At 71.1% G+C, this 18,242-nt stretch carries 22 protein-coding genes; 14 read left to right on the forward strand and 8 right to left on the reverse strand.

All coding sequences use genetic code 11. From position 1 onward, the window contains the following. Positions 1-11: 11 nt before the first annotated feature. From ACIBL4_RS23090 to ACIBL4_RS23150, 13 genes are all read left to right on the forward strand, one after another. Positions 12-1,340, forward strand: a complete 1,329-nt coding sequence (locus ACIBL4_RS23090) for a hypothetical protein (RefSeq protein ID WP_399412959.1) — start codon at positions 12-14, stop codon at positions 1,338-1,340. 44 nt (positions 1,341-1,384) lie between these two features. Then, positions 1,385-1,957: a GNAT family N-acetyltransferase gene (locus tag ACIBL4_RS23095; protein ID WP_399412961.1), complete on the forward strand. Its 573-nt coding sequence runs from the start codon at positions 1,385-1,387 to the stop codon at positions 1,955-1,957. A 126-nt stretch (positions 1,958-2,083) separates the two neighbouring features. Beyond that, positions 2,084-2,167, forward strand: a complete 84-nt coding sequence (locus tag ACIBL4_RS23100) for a putative leader peptide (RefSeq protein ID WP_310887545.1) — start codon at positions 2,084-2,086, stop codon at positions 2,165-2,167. Between the two features lie 129 nt (positions 2,168-2,296). Next, positions 2,297-3,994 (forward strand): nitrite/sulfite reductase, encoded by a 1,698-nt coding sequence (locus tag ACIBL4_RS23105; RefSeq protein ID WP_399412963.1) that lies wholly within the window; start codon positions 2,297-2,299, stop codon positions 3,992-3,994. Then, positions 3,991-4,170 carry a hypothetical protein gene (locus ACIBL4_RS23110; RefSeq protein ID WP_150483728.1) on the forward strand — a complete coding sequence of 60 codons (180 nt, stop codon included), beginning with the start codon at positions 3,991-3,993 and terminating at the stop codon, positions 4,168-4,170. The genes ACIBL4_RS23105 and ACIBL4_RS23110 overlap by 4 nt, the downstream gene beginning before the upstream one ends. Beyond that, a complete protein-coding gene (locus tag ACIBL4_RS23115; protein ID WP_279541519.1) occupies positions 4,167-4,877 on the forward strand; it encodes a phosphoadenylyl-sulfate reductase in 711 nt (236 codons plus the stop codon). Before ACIBL4_RS23110 ends, ACIBL4_RS23115 begins: the two co-directional genes overlap by 4 nt. Before the next feature lie 83 nt (positions 4,878-4,960). Beyond that, a complete protein-coding gene (cysC, locus tag ACIBL4_RS23120) occupies positions 4,961-5,497 on the forward strand; it encodes an adenylyl-sulfate kinase (RefSeq protein WP_399412966.1) in 537 nt (178 codons plus the stop codon). Further along, positions 5,494-6,429, forward strand: a complete 936-nt coding sequence (cysD, locus tag ACIBL4_RS23125; RefSeq protein ID WP_399412968.1) for a sulfate adenylyltransferase subunit CysD — start codon at positions 5,494-5,496, stop codon at positions 6,427-6,429. The genes cysC and cysD overlap by 4 nt, the downstream gene beginning before the upstream one ends. A 2-nt stretch (positions 6,430-6,431) precedes the next feature. After that, on the forward strand, positions 6,432-7,766 hold the full coding sequence (locus ACIBL4_RS23130; RefSeq protein WP_399412970.1) for a sulfate adenylyltransferase subunit 1: 1,335 nt from the start codon (positions 6,432-6,434) through the stop codon (positions 7,764-7,766). Between the two features lie 215 nt (positions 7,767-7,981). Continuing rightward, positions 7,982-9,085 (forward strand): ABC transporter substrate-binding protein, encoded by a 1,104-nt coding sequence (locus tag ACIBL4_RS23135; protein WP_399412972.1) that lies wholly within the window; start codon positions 7,982-7,984, stop codon positions 9,083-9,085. 35 nt (positions 9,086-9,120) lie between these two features. Beyond that, entirely contained in the window at positions 9,121-9,909 is a 789-nt protein-coding gene (locus tag ACIBL4_RS23140) for an ABC transporter ATP-binding protein (protein WP_399412974.1), read from the forward strand. Beyond that, on the forward strand, positions 9,896-10,792 hold the full coding sequence (locus ACIBL4_RS23145; protein WP_356924673.1) for an ABC transporter permease: 897 nt from the start codon (positions 9,896-9,898) through the stop codon (positions 10,790-10,792). Before ACIBL4_RS23140 ends, ACIBL4_RS23145 begins: the two co-directional genes overlap by 14 nt. Positions 10,793-10,794: 2 nt before the next feature. Beyond that, positions 10,795-11,535 carry a sirohydrochlorin chelatase gene (locus ACIBL4_RS23150; protein WP_399412977.1) on the forward strand — a complete coding sequence of 247 codons (741 nt, stop codon included), beginning with the start codon at positions 10,795-10,797 and terminating at the stop codon, positions 11,533-11,535. A gap of 37 nt (positions 11,536-11,572) precedes the next feature. On the opposite strand, the gene ACIBL4_RS23155 is transcribed toward ACIBL4_RS23150, so the two are convergent. The 8 genes from ACIBL4_RS23155 to ACIBL4_RS23190 all read right to left on the reverse strand — a co-directional run bounded on the left by ACIBL4_RS23155 (position 11,573) and on the right by ACIBL4_RS23190 (position 15,543). Next, complete coding sequence (locus tag ACIBL4_RS23155) at positions 11,573-12,415, reverse strand: GvpL/GvpF family gas vesicle protein (protein WP_399412979.1); 843 nt, start codon at positions 12,413-12,415, stop codon at positions 11,573-11,575. After that, a complete protein-coding gene (locus tag ACIBL4_RS23160; protein ID WP_399412981.1) occupies positions 12,412-12,774 on the reverse strand; it encodes a gas vesicle protein in 363 nt (120 codons plus the stop codon). The genes ACIBL4_RS23155 and ACIBL4_RS23160 overlap by 4 nt, the downstream gene beginning before the upstream one ends. Then, entirely contained in the window at positions 12,771-13,022 is a 252-nt protein-coding gene (locus ACIBL4_RS23165) for a gas vesicle protein GvpG (RefSeq protein WP_399412983.1), read from the reverse strand. The genes ACIBL4_RS23160 and ACIBL4_RS23165 overlap by 4 nt, the downstream gene beginning before the upstream one ends. 1 nt (position 13,023) lies before the next feature. Then, positions 13,024-13,743 (reverse strand): GvpL/GvpF family gas vesicle protein, encoded by a 720-nt coding sequence (locus tag ACIBL4_RS23170; RefSeq protein ID WP_399412985.1) that lies wholly within the window; start codon positions 13,741-13,743, stop codon positions 13,024-13,026. Continuing rightward, positions 13,740-14,123, reverse strand: coding sequence for a gas vesicle protein GvpJ (gvpJ, locus tag ACIBL4_RS23175; RefSeq protein WP_399413491.1), 384 nt, complete (start codon positions 14,121-14,123; stop codon positions 13,740-13,742). Before gvpJ ends, ACIBL4_RS23170 begins: the two co-directional genes overlap by 4 nt. A 123-nt stretch (positions 14,124-14,246) precedes the next feature. Then, positions 14,247-14,543, reverse strand: coding sequence for a gas vesicle protein (locus tag ACIBL4_RS23180; protein WP_399412987.1), 297 nt, complete (start codon positions 14,541-14,543; stop codon positions 14,247-14,249). An 87-nt stretch (positions 14,544-14,630) separates the two neighbouring features. Then, entirely contained in the window at positions 14,631-15,005 is a 375-nt protein-coding gene (locus ACIBL4_RS23185; RefSeq protein WP_399412989.1) for a DUF4440 domain-containing protein, read from the reverse strand. Then, the gene (locus tag ACIBL4_RS23190; RefSeq protein WP_399412991.1) at positions 14,998-15,543 is read right to left on the reverse strand and encodes a DUF1697 domain-containing protein; all 546 of its coding nucleotides are present in this window, start codon (positions 15,541-15,543) and stop codon (positions 14,998-15,000) included. Before ACIBL4_RS23190 ends, ACIBL4_RS23185 begins: the two co-directional genes overlap by 8 nt. A gap of 427 nt (positions 15,544-15,970) precedes the next feature. Between ACIBL4_RS23190 and ACIBL4_RS23195 the strand changes: the two genes are divergently transcribed. Then, on the forward strand, positions 15,971-18,220 hold the full coding sequence (locus tag ACIBL4_RS23195; RefSeq protein WP_399412993.1) for an MMPL family transporter: 2,250 nt from the start codon (positions 15,971-15,973) through the stop codon (positions 18,218-18,220). The last annotated feature ends 22 nt before the right edge of the window (positions 18,221-18,242 follow it).

Genomic DNA, 18,242 nt, shown 5'->3' on the forward strand with positions numbered 1-18,242 from the left:
GGGAGGACGTTATGAAGCATCGCGGCAGACACCGGCGGCGCAGGCGGGGCAGGGTACTGCGTGGGACCCTGGCCGGGACGGCTCTCGCGCTCACCGCCGCCGCCACCCTGATCAGCGCCTCGCAGGCCACGGTCGCCGACGCGCCCGGGGCTCTGAAGCCCCTCTCCGCGTCCGCCGGCCCCGGACGGCTGCCGCTGGCCGAGCAGCAGGTGCCCGGGCAGTGGCTCGACCGGCTGGCCTCGGAGATGGGCCGGCCCGTCGGCGCCGGCACGGTGCTGGACGGCGCCGACCACACGCTGCGGAACGCGGACGGCTGCCCGGGCGCCGAGAAGCACAGCCTGCCGGTCGAGCCGGCGGCCACGCGCGCGTACTGCTTCGGCGGCGCCGACACCCGGGGCTGGCGGCCCGGCGCGGTCACCACCTCGGGCGACGCGGACGACGACGGCCGCTGGGGCCACCACCGCGTGATCCTCTCCGGCTGGACCCGCGGCGGCGCCGGGGGCGGCTCCCTGGACGGTCCGGCCCCCGATCGAGGCCTGGCGAAGGTCGCCTTCGTCGACGCGAACGACCCCGACCGGCTCCGCTACACCTGGGCGCTGCTGGCCGTCCCGGTGGACGGCGGGCGGGACTACCGCGGGCTGGTCTCCCCTCTGTCCGGCATGGTCTGGTACCAGGACAAGCTGCTGGTGACGACCCGCGAGGGCGACCGGGACGCGCTGTACGTGTACGACATGGACCGCATCCAGCGCGCCACGGTCGACTCCGACGCGGTCGGCCGGGTGCGGGGCGGCTGGTCGGCGTACGGCAACCGGTACGTGCTGCCCGCGGTCGCTTCCTACGCCCTGCCCGGCGGGCGCGACGTGCCGCATCCGGCCGCGGTCTCCCTCGACCGCAGCACCTCCCCCGACAGCCTGGTGGCGAGCGAGTGGGTGCCCGCGGACGCCGACCGGCGCACCCGGCTGTGGCGCTACGCGCTGAGCCGGGAGCCGGCCCGGTCCGGCCTGCTCGCCACGGCCTCCTCGGGGCGCGCGGACCCGGTCGAGGCCTACGAGACGAAGACGGCCGACGTGCGTGGCGTGCTGTCGTACCGCTCGGGCTGGTACCTCGACCGCGCGGCGGGCACCCCCGGCGGGCACGGGACGCTGTGGCGCCAGGACACGAAGGGCGCGCGGGCGACGGAGTGCGCGACGGACGAGACGCGCCACTGCTGGAGCGGCCGGTCGGGTTCCCTGTCCTACTGGGAGGAGACCGGCGAGGTCTGGTCCCAGTCGGGGCGGATGCTGTTCGCGCTGCCGCTGGTGTCCGTGGACCGGGCGCTGGGCAGGCCGGCGGACCGGTAGGCCACGATCGACAGACCAGTGGGTCAGATGGTTTTCTGGCCCGCATGACCACCATCGCCGTGACCACCTGGTCCCTGGAGCAGACCGCCCCGACCGACCTGCTGCCGGCCGCCGCGCCGGACGGGGACGTCCGGGTCGTCCGCTCCGAGGTGCCCGCGCCCGAGTTCAGCCGGTTCCTGTACGCCTCGGTCGGCGGCGACATCCTGTGGACGGACCGGCTGAGCTGGTCGTACGCGCGGTGGCTGGAGCACCTTCAGCGGCCCGGCGTGGAGACGTGGGTGGCGTACGACCGGGGCACGCCCGCGGGCTATGTGGAGCTGGAGGCGCAGGACGACGCGGTCGTGGAGATCGCCTACTTCGGTTTGCTTCCCGCTTTCCGCGGCCGGCGCATCGGCGGGCACCTGCTGTCGTACGGCACGGCCCGTGCCTGGGACCTCGCGGATCGCTGGGCGGGGCTGACGCCGACGAAGCGGGTCTGGCTGCACACCTGCAGCAAGGACGGCGAGCACGCGATGGCCAACTACGAGCGCCGCGGCTTCAAGCTGTTCGACACCAAGGTCGAGGAGGAACCGGACGTCCCCGCTCCGGGACCGTGGCCTGGGGCGTTCCCCGTCTGACCTGGTCGGACACCCCGGGGCGGCCCGATGTGACCAAGGACACTCACGTCTTGCATAGCGAGACACGAGTGTCCGAATCTTGGACGAAGCTGGACTGTGTCCAGATCGCCGTGCCACGCTTCCGTCATGCCTGGAACTGGGATCGCCTTGGTGAGTCGACGCCACGTCGACCTCGGCCGCATGTCCAGCGCCATCTGTCCGGCGCGCTGAGAGCACTCACGCACCGCCGACATCCCCCTTTTCGTCGCATTCCCGCGCAATGACGCGCCCTATGCCCATGCGCGCCCGCACGCGCAGGTCAGAGCCGCTGTCCCGCCTGTCCCGAAGGACGTATCCACCATGGCCGCCACCCCGCAGAACCCTGCCGCCGCGACTCCCCGCCGCAAGGTGAGCCGTCACCGCGGCGAGGGTCAGTGGGCCGCGGGGCACCACACCCCGCTCAACGGCAACGAGCAGTTCAAGAAGGACGACGACGGTCTCAATGTGCGGACACGCATTGAGACGATCTACTCCAAGCGGGGCTTCGACTCGATCGACCCGAACGACCTGCGCGGCCGGATGCGCTGGTGGGGCCTGTACACGCAGCGCCGTCCCGGGATCGACGGCGGCAAGACGGCGGTCCTGGAGCCGGAGGAGCTGGACGACGAGTACTTCATGCTGCGCGTCCGCATCGACGGCGGGGCGCTGACCACCCGGCAGCTGAGGGTCATCGGCGAGATCTCGCAGGAGTTCGCGCGCGGCACGGCCGACATCACCGACCGGCAGAACGTGCAGTACCACTGGATCCGGATCGAGGACGTGCCCGAGATCTGGAACCGGCTGGAGGGCGTCGGCCTGTCCACGGTCACCGCCTGCGGCGACACCCCGCGCGTGATGATCGGCTCCCCCGTGGCGGGCATCGCCGAGGACGAGATCATCGACGGCACCCCTGCGCTGGAGGAGATGAAGCGCCGGGTGCTGAACAACAAGGCGTACTCGAACCTCCCCCGGAAGTTCAAGACGGCCATCTCGGGCTCGCCCGTGCTGGACGTCGTCCACGAGATCAACGACGTCGCGTTCGTCGGCGTCGTGCACCCCGAGCACGGCCCGGGCTTCGACGTGTGGGTCGGCGGCGGCCTGTCCACCAACCCCAAGCTGGGCGTGCGGCTGGGCGCCTGGGTGCCGATCGACGAGGTCCCGGACGTCTACGAGGGCGTCCTCTCGATCTTCCGCGACTACGGCTACCGCCGGCTGCGCACCCGCGCCCGGCTGAAGTTCCTCGTCGCCGACTGGGGCGCGGAGAAGTTCCGGCAGGTCCTGGAGGACGAGTACCTGGGGCGCAAGCTGGTCGACGGCCCCGCTCCCGAGCAGCCGGTCCAGCAGTGGCGCGACCACATCGGCGTCCACCGCCAGAAGGACGGCCGCTTCTACGTCGGCTTCGCCCCGCGCGTGGGACGCGTCGACGGCGCGACGCTCACGAAGATCGCCGACCTCGCGGAGGCCCACGGCTCGGGCCGGGTGCGCACCACCGTCGAGCAGAAGATGATCGTCCTCGATGTCGAGGAGGACAAGGTCGAGTCGCTCGTCGAGGGCCTGGAGGCGCTCGACCTGACCGCCCGGCCGTCCTCGTTCCGGCGCGGCACCATGGCCTGCACCGGCATCGAGTTCTGCAAGCTCGCCATCGTCGAGACCAAGCAGCGCGGCTCGCAGCTCATCGACGAGCTGGAGCGCCGTCTGCCGGACTTCGACGAGCCGCTCACCATCAACCTCAACGGCTGCCCGAACGCGTGCGCCCGTATCCAGGTGGCGGACATCGGTCTCAAGGGCCAGCTGGTCGTCAACGACAAGGGCGAGCAGGTCGAGGGCTACCAGGTGCACCTGGGCGGCGCGCTCGGCCTGGAGGCGGGCTTCGGCCGCAAGGTGCGCGGCCTGAAGGTCACCTCCGAGGAGCTGCCCGACTACGTCGAGCGCGTCCTGAAGCGGTTCCAGGCGGAGCGCGAGGACGGCGAGCGGTTCGCCACCTGGGCGGCCCGTGCCGGCGAGGAGGCCCTGTCGTGAGCGAGCGTGCGGCCCCCTTCTACTGCCCCTACTGCGGCGACGAGGACCTGCGTCCGCACGAGGAGGGCCACGGCGCGTGGGAATGCGCGGCGTGCAACCGAGCCTTTCAGCTGAAGTTCCTCGGGCTGCTCGCCCAGGGACTGAAGCGATCCGACACCGGAGGGGCGAAGATATGACCACGGTTCAGGAACAGCGCACGGCCGAGGAGCTCAAGGCCCTCGCCGAGCAGGCGGGCCGCGACCTGGAGGACGCCTCCGCGCTGGAGATCCTCCAGTGGGCGGCCGAGACGTTCGGCAAGCGCTTCTGCGTGACGTCCTCCATGGAGGACGCGGTCGTCGCCCACCTGGCCTCCCGGGCGATGCCCGGCGTCGACGTCGTCTTCCTCGACACCGGCTACCACTTCGAGGAGACCATCGGCACCCGTGACGCGGTCGACGCCGTGATGGACGTCAACGTCATCACGCTCACCCCGCGCCAGACGGTCGCCGAGCAGGACGCGGAGTTCGGCCCGAAGCTGCACGACCGCAACCCCGACCTGTGCTGCGCCATGCGCAAGGTGGAGCCTCTGGAGCGAGGCCTGAAGGACTACCAGGCCTGGGCGACCGGTCTGCGCCGCGACGAATCCCCGACCCGGGCGAACACCCCGGTCGTCGGCTGGGACGACAAGCGCCAGAAGGTCAAGATCTCCCCGATCGCCCGCTGGACCCAGGACGACGTGGACGCCTACGTCACCGAACACGGCGTCCTGACGAACCCGCTGCTGATGGACGGCTACGCCTCCGTCGGCTGCGCCCCCTGCACCCGCCGGGTCCTTCAGGGCGAGGACGCGCGCGCGGGCCGCTGGGCGGGCCGCAGCAAGACCGAGTGCGGGCTGCACGGATGACGGCGCCTCAGATTCAGACGCCTCAGACCCAGACGACCCAGTCCCAGCCCCAGACTCAGACTCAGACGATTCAGGAGACCGACGTGACGACCGGAGCCACCGTCTGGCTCACGGGTCTGCCGAGTGCCGGCAAGACCACCATCGCCCACGAGCTGGCCGGCCGGCTCCGCGCCGAGGGCCACCGCGTCGAGGTGCTCGACGGCGACGAGATCCGCGAGTTCCTCTCGGCGGGCCTCGGCTTCAGCCGCGAGGACCGGCACACCAACGTGCAGCGCATCGGCTTCGTCGCCGAACTGCTCGCCCGCAACGGCGTGCTCGCCCTCGTCCCGGTCATCGCGCCGTACCAGGACAGCCGGGAGGCGGTGCGCAAGCGGCACCAGACGAACGGCACCGCGTACGTGGAGATCCACGTGGCGACTCCGGTGGAGGTGTGCAGCGAGCGGGACGTGAAGGGCCTGTACGCCAAGCAGGCCGCGGGCGAGCTCACGGGGCTCACCGGGGTCGACGACCCGTACGAGGCTCCCGAGTCGCCCGATCTGCGCATCGAGTCGCAGAACCAGACCGTGCAGGAGTCCGCGGCGTCCGTGTACGCCCTGCTGAGCGAAAGGGGACTGGCATGACGACCGCCGCCACGGTTTCCGAGGAGACCGACAGCCCGTACGCGCTCTCCCACCTCGACGCTCTCGAGTCGGAGGCGGTGCACATCTTCCGTGAGGTGGCGGGTGAGTTCGAGCGGCCGGTGATTCTCTTCTCCGGCGGCAAGGACTCGATCGTCATGCTCCATCTGGCACTGAAGGCGTTCCGCCCGGCCGCGGTGCCGTTCTCGCTGCTGCACGTGGACACCGGGCACAACTTCCCCGAGGTCCTCGACTACCGCGACCGCACGGTCGCCCGGCACGGGCTGCGGCTGCATGTCGCCTCGGTGCAGGACTACATCGACCGGGGTGTGCTCAAGGAGCGCCCGGACGGCACCCGCAACCCGCTGCAGACGCTGCCGCTGACGGAGAAGATCCAGCAGGAGAAGTTCGACGCCGTCTTCGGCGGTGGCCGCCGCGACGAGGAGAAGGCCCGGGCCAAGGAGCGGGTGTTCTCCCTGCGGGACGAGTTCTCCCAGTGGGACCCGCGCCGGCAGCGCCCGGAGCTGTGGAACCTCTACAACGGCCGGCACGCCCCGGGCGAGCACGTCCGCGTCTTCCCGCTGTCCAACTGGACCGAGCTGGACGTGTGGCAGTACATCGCCCGCGAGGGCATCGAGCTGCCGGAGATCTACTACGCGCACGAGCGTGAGGTGTTCCAGCGCGCCGGCATGTGGCTGACGGCCGGTGAGTGGGGCGGGCCGAAGGACGGCGAGACCGTGGAGAAGCGCCTGGTGCGCTACCGCACGGTGGGTGACATGTCCTGCACCGGCGCCGTCGACTCCGACGCCGACACGATCGAGAAGGTGATCGTGGAGATCGCCGCGTCCCGGCTGACCGAGCGGGGCGCCACCCGCGCCGACGACAAGATGTCCGAAGCGGCGATGGAAGACCGCAAGCGCGAGGGGTACTTCTAGAGATGAGCACGATCACGACCGAGGAGCTCTCGGCCACCACGCTGCTGCGGTTCGCCACCGCCGGTTCCGTCGACGACGGCAAGTCCACCCTCGTCGGACGGCTCCTGCACGACTCCAAGTCCGTCCTCACGGACCAGCTGGAGGCCGTCGAACGCGCTTCCGCCAGCCGGGGCCAGGAGGCGCCGGACCTGGCGCTGCTGACCGACGGTCTGCGGGCCGAGCGGGAGCAGGGCATCACCATCGACGTGGCCTACCGCTACTTCGCCACGCCCCGGCGCCGGTTCATCCTCGCCGACACCCCCGGCCATGTGCAGTACACCCGCAACATGGTCACCGGTGCCTCCACCGCCGAGCTGACGGTGATCCTGGTCGACGCCCGCAACGGCGTGGTGGAGCAGACCCGCCGGCACGCCGCGATCGCCGCGCTGCTGCGGGTGCCGCACGCGGTGCTGGCGGTGAACAAGATGGACCTGGTCGGCTACGACGAGACGGTGTTCGCCGCGATCGCCGAGGAGTTCACGGCGTACGCGACCGAGCTGGGCGTGCCGGAGGTCACCGCGATCCCGATCTCCGCCCTCGTCGGCGACAACGTCGTGGACCCCTCGGCGAACATGGACTGGTACGGCGGGCCGACGGTGCTGGAGCACCTGGAGACGGTCCCGGTCGCGCACGACCTGAGCCACTGCCACGCCCGGCTGCCGGTGCAGTACGTGATCCGGCCGCAGAGCGCGGACCACCCCGACTACCGCGGTTACGCCGGGCAGATCGCGGCCGGTTCCTTCCACGTCGGGGAGGAGGTGACGGTGCTGCCGTCGGGCCGCACCTCGAAGATCTCGGGTATCGATCTGCTGGGTGAGCCGGTCGAGGTGGCCTGGACGACGCAGTCGGTGACCCTCCTGCTGGAGGACGACATCGACATCTCGCGCGGCGACCTGATCGTGCCGACCAAGGACGCGCCGCCGACCACGCAGGACATCGAGGCCACCGTCTGCCACGTCGCCGACGCCCCGCTGACCCTGGGCCACCGGGTCCTGCTGAAGCACGGCACCCGCACGGTCAAGGCGATCGTGAAGGACATCCCGTCCCGTCTCACGCTCGATGACCTGTCCCTGCACCCGCACCCGGGACAGCTCATCGCCAACGACATCGGCCGGGTGAAGATCCGCACCGCCGAGCCCCTGCCGGTCGACTCCTACGCCGACTCACGGCGCACCGGCTCGTTCATCCTGATCGACCCGAACGACGGCACGACGCTGACCGCGGGCATGGTCGGCGAGTCCTTCGCCGCCCCCGATCCGGTCAAGGACGAGTCCGAGGACGACGGATGGGACTTCTGACATGAACGACTTCTACTCGATGTTCGCGAAGGAGGGCGGCCGCGTCGGCAGCGGTGCTCTCGGCAGCGGGCAGGGCGGAGTCGCGCGATGTGTGCGCTGACGTACGCGCACCGCTCGCGCGCCCTCACCCCCCACCGCCGTAGACGAAAACCCGCCGACCTCCCGGCCACGACCTGACGGACGTGACCGCCGGGCCTCCGAGAGGAAACCCTCCCGTGCCTGCACCATCCGCTCTGCGCCGATCCTTCGCGGTGCTCGCCGCGCTGCCCCTGCTCACACTGGCCGCCTGCGGCTACGGCTCCCAGGCGAAGGACGACGGCACCGCCAAGGTCGCCGCCGGGGCGAAGAAGATCGACGGTCTCGACACCGTCAAGATCGGCTACTTCGGCAATCTCACCCACGGCACCGCGCTGGTGGGCATGCAGAAGGGCTTCTTCCAGAAGGCGCTCGGCGCCACCAGGGCCGAGCCCGCGCTCTTCAACGCCGGGCCCTCCGAGATCGAGGCCCTCAACTCCGGCTCCATCGACATCGGCTGGATCGGCCCCTCCCCGGCCATCAACGGCTACGTCAAGTCCCAGGGCAAGAACCTGCGGATCATCGGCGGTTCGGCGTCCGGCGGTGTCAAGCTGGTCGTGAACCCGGACAAGATCAAGTCCCTGAAGGACGTCAAGGGCAAGCGGATCGCGACCCCGCAGCTCGGCAACACCCAGGACGTGGCGTTCCTCAACTGGGCCGCCGACCAGGGCTGGAAGATCGACCCGCAGAGCGGCAAGGGCGACGTCACGGTCGTACGCAGTGACAACAAGGTCACCCCGGACGCCTACAAGTCCGGCTCGGTGGACGGTGCGTGGGTGCCGGAGCCGACCGCGTCGAAGCTGGTCGCCGAGGGCGGCAAGGTCCTCCTCGACGAGGCGTCGCTGTGGCCGGACAAGAAGTTCGTGATCACGAACATCATCGTGCGCCAGGAGTTCCTCAAGAAGCACCCGAAGGTCGTCGAGGCCGTGCTGAAGGGCTCGGTCGAGACCAACAAGTGGATCAACGCCAACCCGGACGCGGCGAAGGCGGCGGCGAACAAGCAGCTGGAGGCCGACTCCGGCAAGGCACTTCCCGCCGATGTACTGGACCCGGCGTGGAAGTCGATCCGGTTCACCGACGACCCGCTGGCCTCCACCCTCGGCACCGAGGCCGAGCACGCCGTGAAGGCGGGGCTGCTGCAGAAGCCCGACCTGAAGGGCATCTACGACCTCGCGCCGCTGAACAAGGTCCTCAAGGCCGAGGGCGAGCCCACGGTCGACGACGCCGGTCTCGGCACGAAGTAAGCCCGGATCCCGAAGAATCCCAGGAGGTGACGACCATGGCCACGACCCTCGCCAAGGCCGCCGACGGCACGGAGGCGGCCACCCACGCCGCCCGGATCGAGCACGTCTCGAAGTCGTTCGCGGGCCCCGCCGGGCAGCAGCTCGTGCTGGACGACATCAGCCTCGATGTCGCGCCCGGCGAGTTCGTCACCCTCCTGGGGGCTTCGGGCTGCGGCAAATCCACCCTGCTCAACCTGGTGGCGGGCCTGGACCGGCCCACCGCCGGCGACATCACCACCGACGGCCGCCCCGCCCTGATGTTCCAGGAACACGCCCTGTTCCCGTGGCTGACCGCGGGCAAGAACATCGAACTGGCCCTGAAGCTCAGCGGTGTGCCGAAGGCGGAGCGCCGCGAGCGGGCGGAGCGGCTGCTCGAACTCGTCCGGCTCAAGGGCGCGTACGGCAAGCGGGTGCACGAGCTGTCGGGCGGTATGCGCCAGCGGGTCGCGCTGGCCCGCGCGCTGGCCCAGGAGAGCAGGCTCCTGCTGATGGACGAGCCGTTCGCGGCACTGGACGCGATCACGCGGGACGTGCTGCACGACGAGCTGACCCGTATTTGGCGCGAGACGCAGGTGTCCGTCCTGTTCGTCACGCACAACGTGCGCGAGGCGGTCCGGCTCGCGCAGCGTGTGGTGCTGCTGTCCTCCCGTCCGGGGCGGATCGCCCGCGAGTGGACGGTGGACATCCCGCAGCCGCGCCGCATCGAAGACACCGCCGTGGCGGAGCTGTCCGTCGAGATCACCGAACAACTGCGTGGGGAGATCCGCCGTCATGGCCAGCACTGACTCGACGACGACCGTCGACAAGGACGGCAACGATCTCGCCGGTCTTGAGGCGGGCCTCGACGCGCTGGAGACGCGGCAGACCAGCCGCACACCGTTCCGGCAGACCCTCACCGAGAAGATCCTGCCGCCCGTCCTCGCCGTCGCCCTCGTCCTGGCGGTCTGGCAGGCCCTGGTCTCCTTCAAGGTCGTCGACGACCCGACCAAGCTGCCCGCCCCCTCGGCGGTGTGGGACGTCGTCCACCAGGCGTGGCTCCAGGGCGAACTGCTCGGCTACATCTGGACCAGCGTCTCGCGCGGTCTGCTCGGCTTCTGCTTCGCCCTGGTCATCGGCACCCCGCTGGGTCTGCTGGTGGCCCGGGTGAAGTTCATCCGCGCGGCCATCGGCCCGATCCTGTCCGGCCTGCAGTCCCTGCCGTCGGTCGCCTGGGTCCCCCCGGCCGTCATCTGGCTGGGCCTGAACAACTCGATGATGTACGCCGTCATCCTGCTCGGCGCGGTCCCCTCCATCGCCAACGGCCTCGTCTCGGGCGTCGACCAGGTGCCCCCGCTGTTCCTGCGCGCGGGCCGCACGCTCGGCGCGACCGGCCTGAAGGGCACCTGGCACATCGTGCTCCCGGCGGCGCTGCCCGGCTACGTGGCGGGTCTGAAGCAGGGCTGGGCCTTCTCCTGGCGCTCCCTGATGGCCGCCGAGATCATCGCCTCCTTCCCCGACCTCGGCGTCGGCCTCGGACAGCTCCTGGAAAACGGCCGCAACGCCAGCGACATGGCCATGGTCTTCGAAGCCATCCTGCTCATCCTCATCGTCGGCATCGCGATCGACCTGCTGATCTTCAGCCCGCTGGAGCGGTGGGTGCTGCGCAGCCGCGGCCTGCTGGTGAAGTGACCGTGTTCAACAAGCCCGTGCTCCTCGTCATCGCCCACGGCAGCCGCGACCCGCGGCACGCCGCGACGGTGCACGCCCTGGTGCGCCGGGTCCGCTCCCTGCGTCCCGACGTCCGCGTGGAGACGGGCTTCCTGGACTTCAACGTGCCCTCGGTGCAGGGGGTGCTGGAGTCCCTGGCGGTCCAGGGCGTCCGTGACGTCGTGGCCCTCCCCCTCCTGCTGACGCGGGCGTTCCACGCGAAGGCGGACATCCCGGCGGTCCTCGCGGACGCTCCCCCGCAGTTGCGGATCCGCCAGGCGGACGTCCTGGGCCCGTCGCCCCTGTTGCTGTCCGCGCTGGAGCGACGCCTGTACGAGGCGGGCCTGTCCCCCGCCGACAAGTCCTCGACCGGGGTCGTGCTGGCCTCGGCGGGGTCCACCGACCCGGAGGCGATCGCAGTGATCGCAGAAATCGCGCGGGAGTGGCGGCACACCGGTTGGTGCGCCGTGCGGCCTGCGTTCGCCTCCGCATCTCTCCCCCGCACCCAGGACGCCGTCCGGGAACTCCGGGCCCTCGGCTGCACCCGAGTGGCGGTCGCCCCCTACGTCCTCGCCCCCGGCTTCCTCCCGGACCGCATCGCGCGGGGCGCGGCTCAGGCGGACGTCCTGGCGGACGTGCTGGGGCCGGCGCCGGAGGTGGCGCGGGTGGTGCTGGAGCGGTACGAGGCGGCCGGGGTACCGGCGTTGACGGCTGTGAGCGCCTGAGGCGAACCGGCCATCACAGCGGGGCACCGACGGGCCGTCACGCGGCGGGTTCGGGTTCCGGCTGGAGTGCGAAGGAGTACGGGGCCCACGGGCCGGTGACCTCGACGCGGAGGCCGGGGACGCCCTCGGCGGCCGCGAGTAGGGCGGCGCGGAAGGCGTCGACGCGGTCGGCGGGGACGAGGTAGGCGTCGTTGCCGACGTTGGTGCCGGGGGCCGGGCCGGCGAGGCTTCCGCGCTGCGGGGTGTGGGCGACGCGGTCGACGGCGAGCGTGCCGGCGGTCTGCGTGAGGTGTGCGGCGGCCTGCGCGACCGAACGCCAGGCTTCCTCGTTCCTGCGCTGTCTGCGGCGGCGGATCGACAGGTAGGCGCGGCCGACGCCGAGGCCGGTGTGCGTTTCCCGTCCGTCGTCGGTGTCCGGCCCGGGCGGTGTGATGTCGGGTGCGGCGTAGATCTTGACGCCGAGTTCGACGTGGCCCGTGAGGCGGTCCAGGAGGGACTGGAAGTACCCGCGGCGGGTGTCGAGGGCCTGCCGGGCGCTGTCCTCGTCGGGGTAGACGGTGGCCAGGCGCAGGGGCAGGACGGCGGTGCCGCTCGCGACGAGCGCGGCGACGACGGCGTGGTGGGAACGGACCGTGGACTCCATCCAGTCCAGGTCGTGGAGGTGGGCCTGGAGGGGTGCCTCGGCGTAGTCGGCGGCCGGGACGTGGCCGACGGCGAAGGCGAGCCGGGAGGCGGGGTCGGAGGCGGGCGTCACCAGGTGGATCCAGTCGCCGGCGACGCCGCGCACGTGCGCCACCGCCGCGGCGGCCTCGGGCGTGCCGCGCAGGACGGCGTAGACGTAGACGACGTCCGGGTCGGTCGGGTGGGTCGGGTCGGTCATGGCTCCGGCCTCCTGTCGGCCGCCTTGAGGGCGGCGATCTCGGCGCGCAGCCGTTCGTTCTCGTCGGCCAGGGACCGCTCGGGGCGAGCGGCGCGGGAGGAGAGGGAGGGATCGTGTTCCCACCAGTCGATGCCCATCTCCTTCGCCTTGTCGACGGAAGCGACGAGCAGGCGCAGCTTGATGGTGAGCAGTTCGATGTCGAGCAGGTTGATCCGGATGTCGCCGGCGATGACCACGCCCTTGTCGAGGACGCGTTCGAGGATGTCGGCGAGGTTGGCGCTCTGGGCGCCGGGCCCGTGGCCGTAGGGGGAGGGAAGGCGGGGCGGCCCGGTGAGTCCGCCTGTTGCCGGATGGGTCATGGTCGCGGGGCTCGTCTCCGGGCGTCGATCTCGTCGAGTCGGTCCAGCAGTTCGTCCTCGCGGCGGTCGTACTCGTCCTCGTCGACGCGTCCCTCCAGCAGGGCCCGTTCGAGGTCGACGAGGGCCTGCCGGACGGGGGCCGGGTCGTAGTACTGGGCCTCGGCGGCCGCCTGGAGCTGCTCGGCGGCCCACAGGGTGGTGCGCACGGGCGCGAGCGGGAGAGTGAGGATGCCGGTGAGCAGGCCCATGTCAGGCGGCGAAGCTGTACGGGGGCAGCGGCCCGCGCAGCCGGAAGTCGTAGGCGGCGCCGTAGTCCTGGGCCAGGCGCCGGCCGGCCGTGGTGAACTCCTCGGCGCGGGCGTGCTCGACGAGGAACGACACGTTGAGGAAGTCGTCCTTGGACGGGTCCGCCGCGACGCTGGACCTGGCGAGTCCGGACAGGTGTCCGACGATCTCCTCGGCCTGCCGCCGCTGCCGGGCGTCGACCTGCCGGGCGACCAGTTCGCCGAGGGCGAGGCGGTCCGCGTGGCTGCCGGTGCCGTCGCGGGTGCGCTGGTTGAGCCGGCGGGCCTCCTCCGACTCGTCGAGCACCTCGCGCAGCAGGTCGTCCTGGTTGCGGGCGGCCTTGAGGTTGAACTCGGCGGTGCCGTGCAGTTCGCCGAGCCTGCGGGTGTAGTCCTGGCCCTGCTGCTCCAGGGCCGTGCGGACGGCGGTGTCGTCGGGGGCGAGCAGGCCGAACCGCATGGGCAGGACCGAGCCGTCGGCCATGAGCCGTTCCTGGAGTTCCTGGTGGGCGGCGAGATCACGCCGTTTGGGCCGCAGACCGGGGGGTGCGGCGCTGACCACGGCGGCGAGCGGGCCGTTCACGATCGCGCGCGGGGGGTCCTCGGTCCCGCCGACCGTGCGCAGGCCGTCGAGCCGCAGGGGGTGGTCGGAGCGGGTGACGGCGTACACGTAGACGCCGCTCACCGCTCGTCCCCCTTGCCGTCCTTGGCGTCCTTGTCGTCGCGGTCGAAGATGTCGCCGATCGCGTCGATGGCGCCGCCGGTCTTGCCCCGGGCGCCGCTCTCGACGAGGTTGCCGACGATGTCGGTGAGCTTGTCGGGTGCCTTGCGGCCGGACTCAGGGTCGAGGCGGTTGCAGGCCTCGGCGAACCGGAGGTAGGTGTCGACGCTCGCGATGACGATCCGTACGTCGATCTTGAGGATCTCGATGCCGACCAGGGAGACACGGACGAACACGTCGATCACGAGCCCGCGGTCCAGGATCAGTTCGAGGATGTCGAAGAGGCCGCCGGTCCCCGACCCGCCGGAAGTGGCGGCGGGTTGCATCCCGCCGGTCTGCGTCATGACGGTCACGGTGCGATTCCTCTCGCGAGACTCGTTCTCGTGCCGCCCGTAGGTACGGGGGTGGCGGCGGGCGTGTTCACGCAAACACCGAAACGGGTCTCAGCGGAGGGAAGCCGAGAGGGCCTAGCGGCCTCGGTCGAGCTGGCCGCGGGCGTACCGGCGGACCCGTTCGTAGCCCAGGAGCCGGCCCTCCGGGTCGAGGGTGACCCGGTAGGTCGCCATGATGGTCGTGGTGTCGGGGACCCGTTCCAGCTCCACGACCTCCACATCGGCGGTCCAGCCGTCGGGGGTGGGGCGGACGGCGGTGACGGAGTCGGGGGTCGTGCCGAGCAGTTCGGCAAGCTGGGCCGCCGCGCCGCGCATGGCCTGGACGGCCGTCGTACGGCCGGACGGGGTCGTCGGATCATCGGTGCGCGTCATGGTCCTACCGTGCCAAGGCCCCGGTTCACGTGGAGGTGATTCGGCCAAACGTGCGTCGTGCACGCCCTGCCCCCGGCGACCGGAAGGTCACTCGTGCGGCTCGCTGAACGGCGTCGCCTGGTGGAAGTAGAGCAGCCACCCGTCCTCGGTCCGCCGCCACAGCGAACTGCGGTGTGCTCGTCCGCCGTCGTACTCGGTGTCGAAGGTGAGGTGGACGAGGTCGGGGGCCAGCCGTACGCCATGCATGTGGGAGGTGACGACAGGCGGCGACTCGAGGTCGGTGGTCTCGGCCAGGGCGGCGATGATGTCCGCCCGGCTCCAGTGCCGCCCGGAGGCGCCGAACTCGTGGAAGTCGGGGTGCAGCAGCGCCCCGACCCGCTCGGGCGAGCGGCGCACGTCCGGGTCGAGCAGTGCCAGTTCGCCGTCGACGGCGGCGGCGACGGCCGGGTCGTGTTCAGGCACCGGTCAGCTCCGCCAGCTTGACGACGGTGTTCCAGTTGCGGGTCGTGGCGACGATCCCCTTGTTGATGCGCGGCTTCGCGAGGTGTTCGGCCAGTTTGGAGCGGCCCAGGCCGTTCGGGGCGTACAGGTACAGGGCGCGGTCGCCGAGGCGGAACTCCTCGGGGAGGTAGGCGGGTTCGTCGATCTCCGCGAAGCGCTCGGGGGTGACGGGGGCGGAGAAGTAGGTGACGTGGAGCTGCTTGGGCTCCAGGTCGGCGGCCGGGAACGGGCAGGCGTCGACGATCGCCTTCAGGTAGGCGTGGTCGCGCACGATCACGTCGACGGCGAAACCGAAGTGCTTCTGGATGGCGTTCGTGATCTCGGCGGCCAGTGACTCCTCGTCGCCGTGGCCTGAGGCGAACACGGCCTGGCCGCTCTGCAGGTACGTCGTCACGTCCTCGTAGCCGAGGCCGGCCAGGAGGGTGCGCAGGTCCGCCATCGGGACCTTTCTGCTGCCGCCCACGTTGATTCCGCGCAACAGTGCCGCATACGTCGTCATCCGCACACCTTAAGAGGTGCTGCCGGGAATCGGCCGTCGTCGCGCCCGCTGCCGTGGCCGCCTCAGCCGCTCGCGGCTGCGAAGCCCCGCCAAGAGGGGGAGCCATGACATCAGGCGGCCGTCGTGCCCCGTGGGGGTGGGCACGACGGCCGGTGGGCGGATGCCCGAGTCCCGTAAATTACTCATCGGTCATGGCGGGGCACAACCTTCTGCCCAGGATCCACACAGTCGAGGAGACCGATAGGTGTAAGGGGCCACGGCCCTTTCCGGTCCTCCCCAGTGGGGAGAGGGTGAGCGCCGGGGGGATGAGTTCCGGCCCCGTCACGTCACCGGGCAGCACGACGTGCCGGCTTTATCCGGCCCATACCTTCGAGATGAAAGGGGGCGGCAGGGGGCCGCTCTCGCATCACGAGGGGGCAAGCCCGTCATGGGGAACGGAGAAGCACGGGTGCGGGGCCTGGCCGCCCGGGCCGGCGGCTGGAGCGCCCGGCACCGATGGGCTGCCGTCGGGATCTGGGTGCTGTTCGTCGTCCTGGCGACGGGGCTCGGTTCGGCGGCGGGCCGGGTCGACGTCAAGGACAGCGACCAGCTGAAGGGCGAGACGCACACCGCCGCGAAGATCATCGAGGACGCCGGCATCGACGAACCGGCCCGCGAGACCGTGCTGATACAGGCCAAGGGCTCCGGTCTGAAGGCCACCGACGCCGAGTTCCGGGACGCCGTCACGGCCGTGGTCCGGGCCGTCGAGGGGACCGGCCGCGTCACCCACGTGACCTCGCCGTACGACACGAAGACCATCTCGAAGGACGGGCGCAGCGCGCTCGTGCAGTTCGACATGCGCGGCGAGCCGGACACCGCCGGTGAGCGGGTCGAGCCGGTGCTGAAGGCCGTGGAGGGTGTCCAGAAGGACCACGGGTCGCTGCGGATCGAGGAGATCGGCGGCGCCAGCATGGAGAAGACGTTCGCCGACGCGTTCGGGGACGACTTCAAGAAGGCCGAGTACTCCGCGGTGCCGGTGGCGTTCGGCATTCTGCTCATCGCCTTCGGCGCGCTGGTGGCGGCGCTGCTGCCGGTGGCGCTGGCGCTCACCGCGATCATGGCGACGATGGGCCTGATGGGGGTGGTCAGCCACGCGGTGCCGATGACGGACGCCGCCAACTCCGTGATGCTGCTCGTCGGTCTGGCCGTCGGTGTCGACTACTGCCTGTTCTATCTGCGCCGTGAGCGGGAGGAGCGCGCCGCGGGCCGGGACGCGCAGACGGCGCTGCGGATCGCCGCCGCGACCAGTGGCCGCGCGATCGTGGTCTCCGGTGTCACGGTGTGCGTGGCCATGGCGGGCATGCTGTTCACCGGGCTCGCCGAGTTCGAGGCGATGGGTCTGGCCTCGCTGATCGTGGTGGCCGTGGCCATGGTGGGGTCCGTGACGGTGCTGCCCGCGCTGCTGTCGCTGTTGGGCGAGCGCGTGGAGAAGGGCCGTATCCCGTTCCTGCGCCGGCGCGGGCAGGGCGGCAACGGGGAGAGCCGGTTCTGGACGGCAGTCCTGCGGCGTGTGCTCGCCAGGCCGGTCGTGGCCGTCGCGGTGGCGACCGGTGCGCTGCTGGCCGTCGCGGCTCCCGCGGTCGGTATGAAGACCCAGAACCTCACGCTGGACCAGGAGTTCGGCGATTCGCTGCCGATCGTGCAGACGTACAACCGGCTCAACGAGGCCTTCCCGGGTGGCTCGGACCCGGCCCAGGTGATCGTGAAGGCGGACGACATCAACGCCCCCGACGTGCGCTCGGCGCTCGCTGACTTCCGTGAGCGGGCGGTCAGTTCGGGTGCCTCGCGCGGCCCGGTGGAGATCGAGCTGCACGACGCGCGGAACCTCGCCGTCGTGTCCGTCCCGCTGGTCGGCGGCTCCGACCTCGACAAGGCGGGCGCCAGCCTGGACAAGCTGCGGGACGACGTGCGGCCCGCCACGCTCGGCGAGGTCGACGGCGTCGAGGCCCCGATCACCGGGCAGGTCGCGGGTTCGAAGGACTTCAACGACCAGCTGGCCGGGGCCGTCGTCCCGGTCTTCGCGTTCGTCGTGGTCTTCGCCTTCGCGCTGATGCTGCTGTCGTTCCGCTCGCTGACCGTCGCGCTCACGTCGATCCTGCTGAACCTGCTGTCGGTGGGCGCGGCCTACGGCATCCTCGTCGCGGTCTTCCAGCACGGCTGGGGCGCCTCGCTGGTGGGGGCGGAGGGGGTCGGCGCGATCATCACCTGGCTGCCGCTGTTCCTCTTCGTGATCCTGTTCGGCCTGTCGATGGACTACCACGTGTTCGTGGTCTCGCGGATCCGCGAGGCCCGTCTGAGGGGCCGCACGACGAAGGACGCGATCCAGCACGGCGTGGTCACCACGGCGGGAGTCGTCACCAGTGCCGCGGTCATCATGGTCGCCGTGTTCGCGATCTTCGGGACGCTGTCCATGCAGTCCATGAAGCAGATGGGCGTCGGCCTCGCGGCCGCCGTGCTCATCGACGCGACGATCATCCGGGGTGTGCTGCTGCCGGCGGTGATGGCGCTGCTCGGGGAGCGCAACTGGTACCTGCCCAAGTGGCTGCACCGGCTGCCCGACCTCACGCACGACGAGACGCCCGAGGCCGTCACGGCGCCGGTGGTCCGGGACGACGAGGGTGAGCGGCTGACGGTCTGACACCGCAGCCGCCGAAGGGCCC

This window comes from Streptomyces sp. NPDC050416 (genome assembly GCF_044458845.1).
Taxonomy (GTDB): Bacteria; Actinomycetota; Actinomycetes; order Streptomycetales; family Streptomycetaceae; genus Streptomyces.

Bases quoted from the DNA above. Each gene is read 5' to 3' on its own strand.
- ACIBL4_RS23195 (WP_399412993.1), top strand. From the start codon at position 15,971: ATGGGGAACGGAGAAGCACGGGTGCGGGGCCTGGCCGCCCGGGCCGGC.
- gvpJ (WP_399413491.1), bottom strand. From the start codon at position 14,123: ATGACGCAGACCGGCGGGATGCAACCCGCCGCCACTTCCGGCGGGTCG.
- ACIBL4_RS23160 (WP_399412981.1), bottom strand. From the start codon at position 12,774: ATGACCCATCCGGCAACAGGCGGACTCACCGGGCCGCCCCGCCTTCCC.
- ACIBL4_RS23190 (WP_399412991.1), bottom strand. From the start codon at position 15,543: ATGACGACGTATGCGGCACTGTTGCGCGGAATCAACGTGGGCGGCAGC.
- ACIBL4_RS23095 (WP_399412961.1), top strand. From the start codon at position 1,385: ATGACCACCATCGCCGTGACCACCTGGTCCCTGGAGCAGACCGCCCCG.
- ACIBL4_RS23090 (WP_399412959.1), top strand. From the start codon at position 12: ATGAAGCATCGCGGCAGACACCGGCGGCGCAGGCGGGGCAGGGTACTG.
- ACIBL4_RS23145 (WP_356924673.1), top strand. From the start codon at position 9,896: ATGGCCAGCACTGACTCGACGACGACCGTCGACAAGGACGGCAACGAT.
- ACIBL4_RS23180 (WP_399412987.1), bottom strand. From the start codon at position 14,543: ATGACGCGCACCGATGATCCGACGACCCCGTCCGGCCGTACGACGGCC.
- ACIBL4_RS23115 (WP_279541519.1), top strand. From the start codon at position 4,167: ATGACCACGGTTCAGGAACAGCGCACGGCCGAGGAGCTCAAGGCCCTC.
- cysD (WP_399412968.1), top strand. From the start codon at position 5,494: ATGACGACCGCCGCCACGGTTTCCGAGGAGACCGACAGCCCGTACGCG.
- ACIBL4_RS23130 (WP_399412970.1), top strand. From the start codon at position 6,432: ATGAGCACGATCACGACCGAGGAGCTCTCGGCCACCACGCTGCTGCGG.
- ACIBL4_RS23100 (WP_310887545.1), top strand. From the start codon at position 2,084: ATGCCTGGAACTGGGATCGCCTTGGTGAGTCGACGCCACGTCGACCTC.
- ACIBL4_RS23105 (WP_399412963.1), top strand. From the start codon at position 2,297: ATGGCCGCCACCCCGCAGAACCCTGCCGCCGCGACTCCCCGCCGCAAG.
- ACIBL4_RS23165 (WP_399412983.1), bottom strand. From the start codon at position 13,022: ATGGGCCTGCTCACCGGCATCCTCACTCTCCCGCTCGCGCCCGTGCGC.
- ACIBL4_RS23140 (WP_399412974.1), top strand. From the start codon at position 9,121: ATGGCCACGACCCTCGCCAAGGCCGCCGACGGCACGGAGGCGGCCACC.
- ACIBL4_RS23155 (WP_399412979.1), bottom strand. From the start codon at position 12,415: ATGACCGACCCGACCCACCCGACCGACCCGGACGTCGTCTACGTCTAC.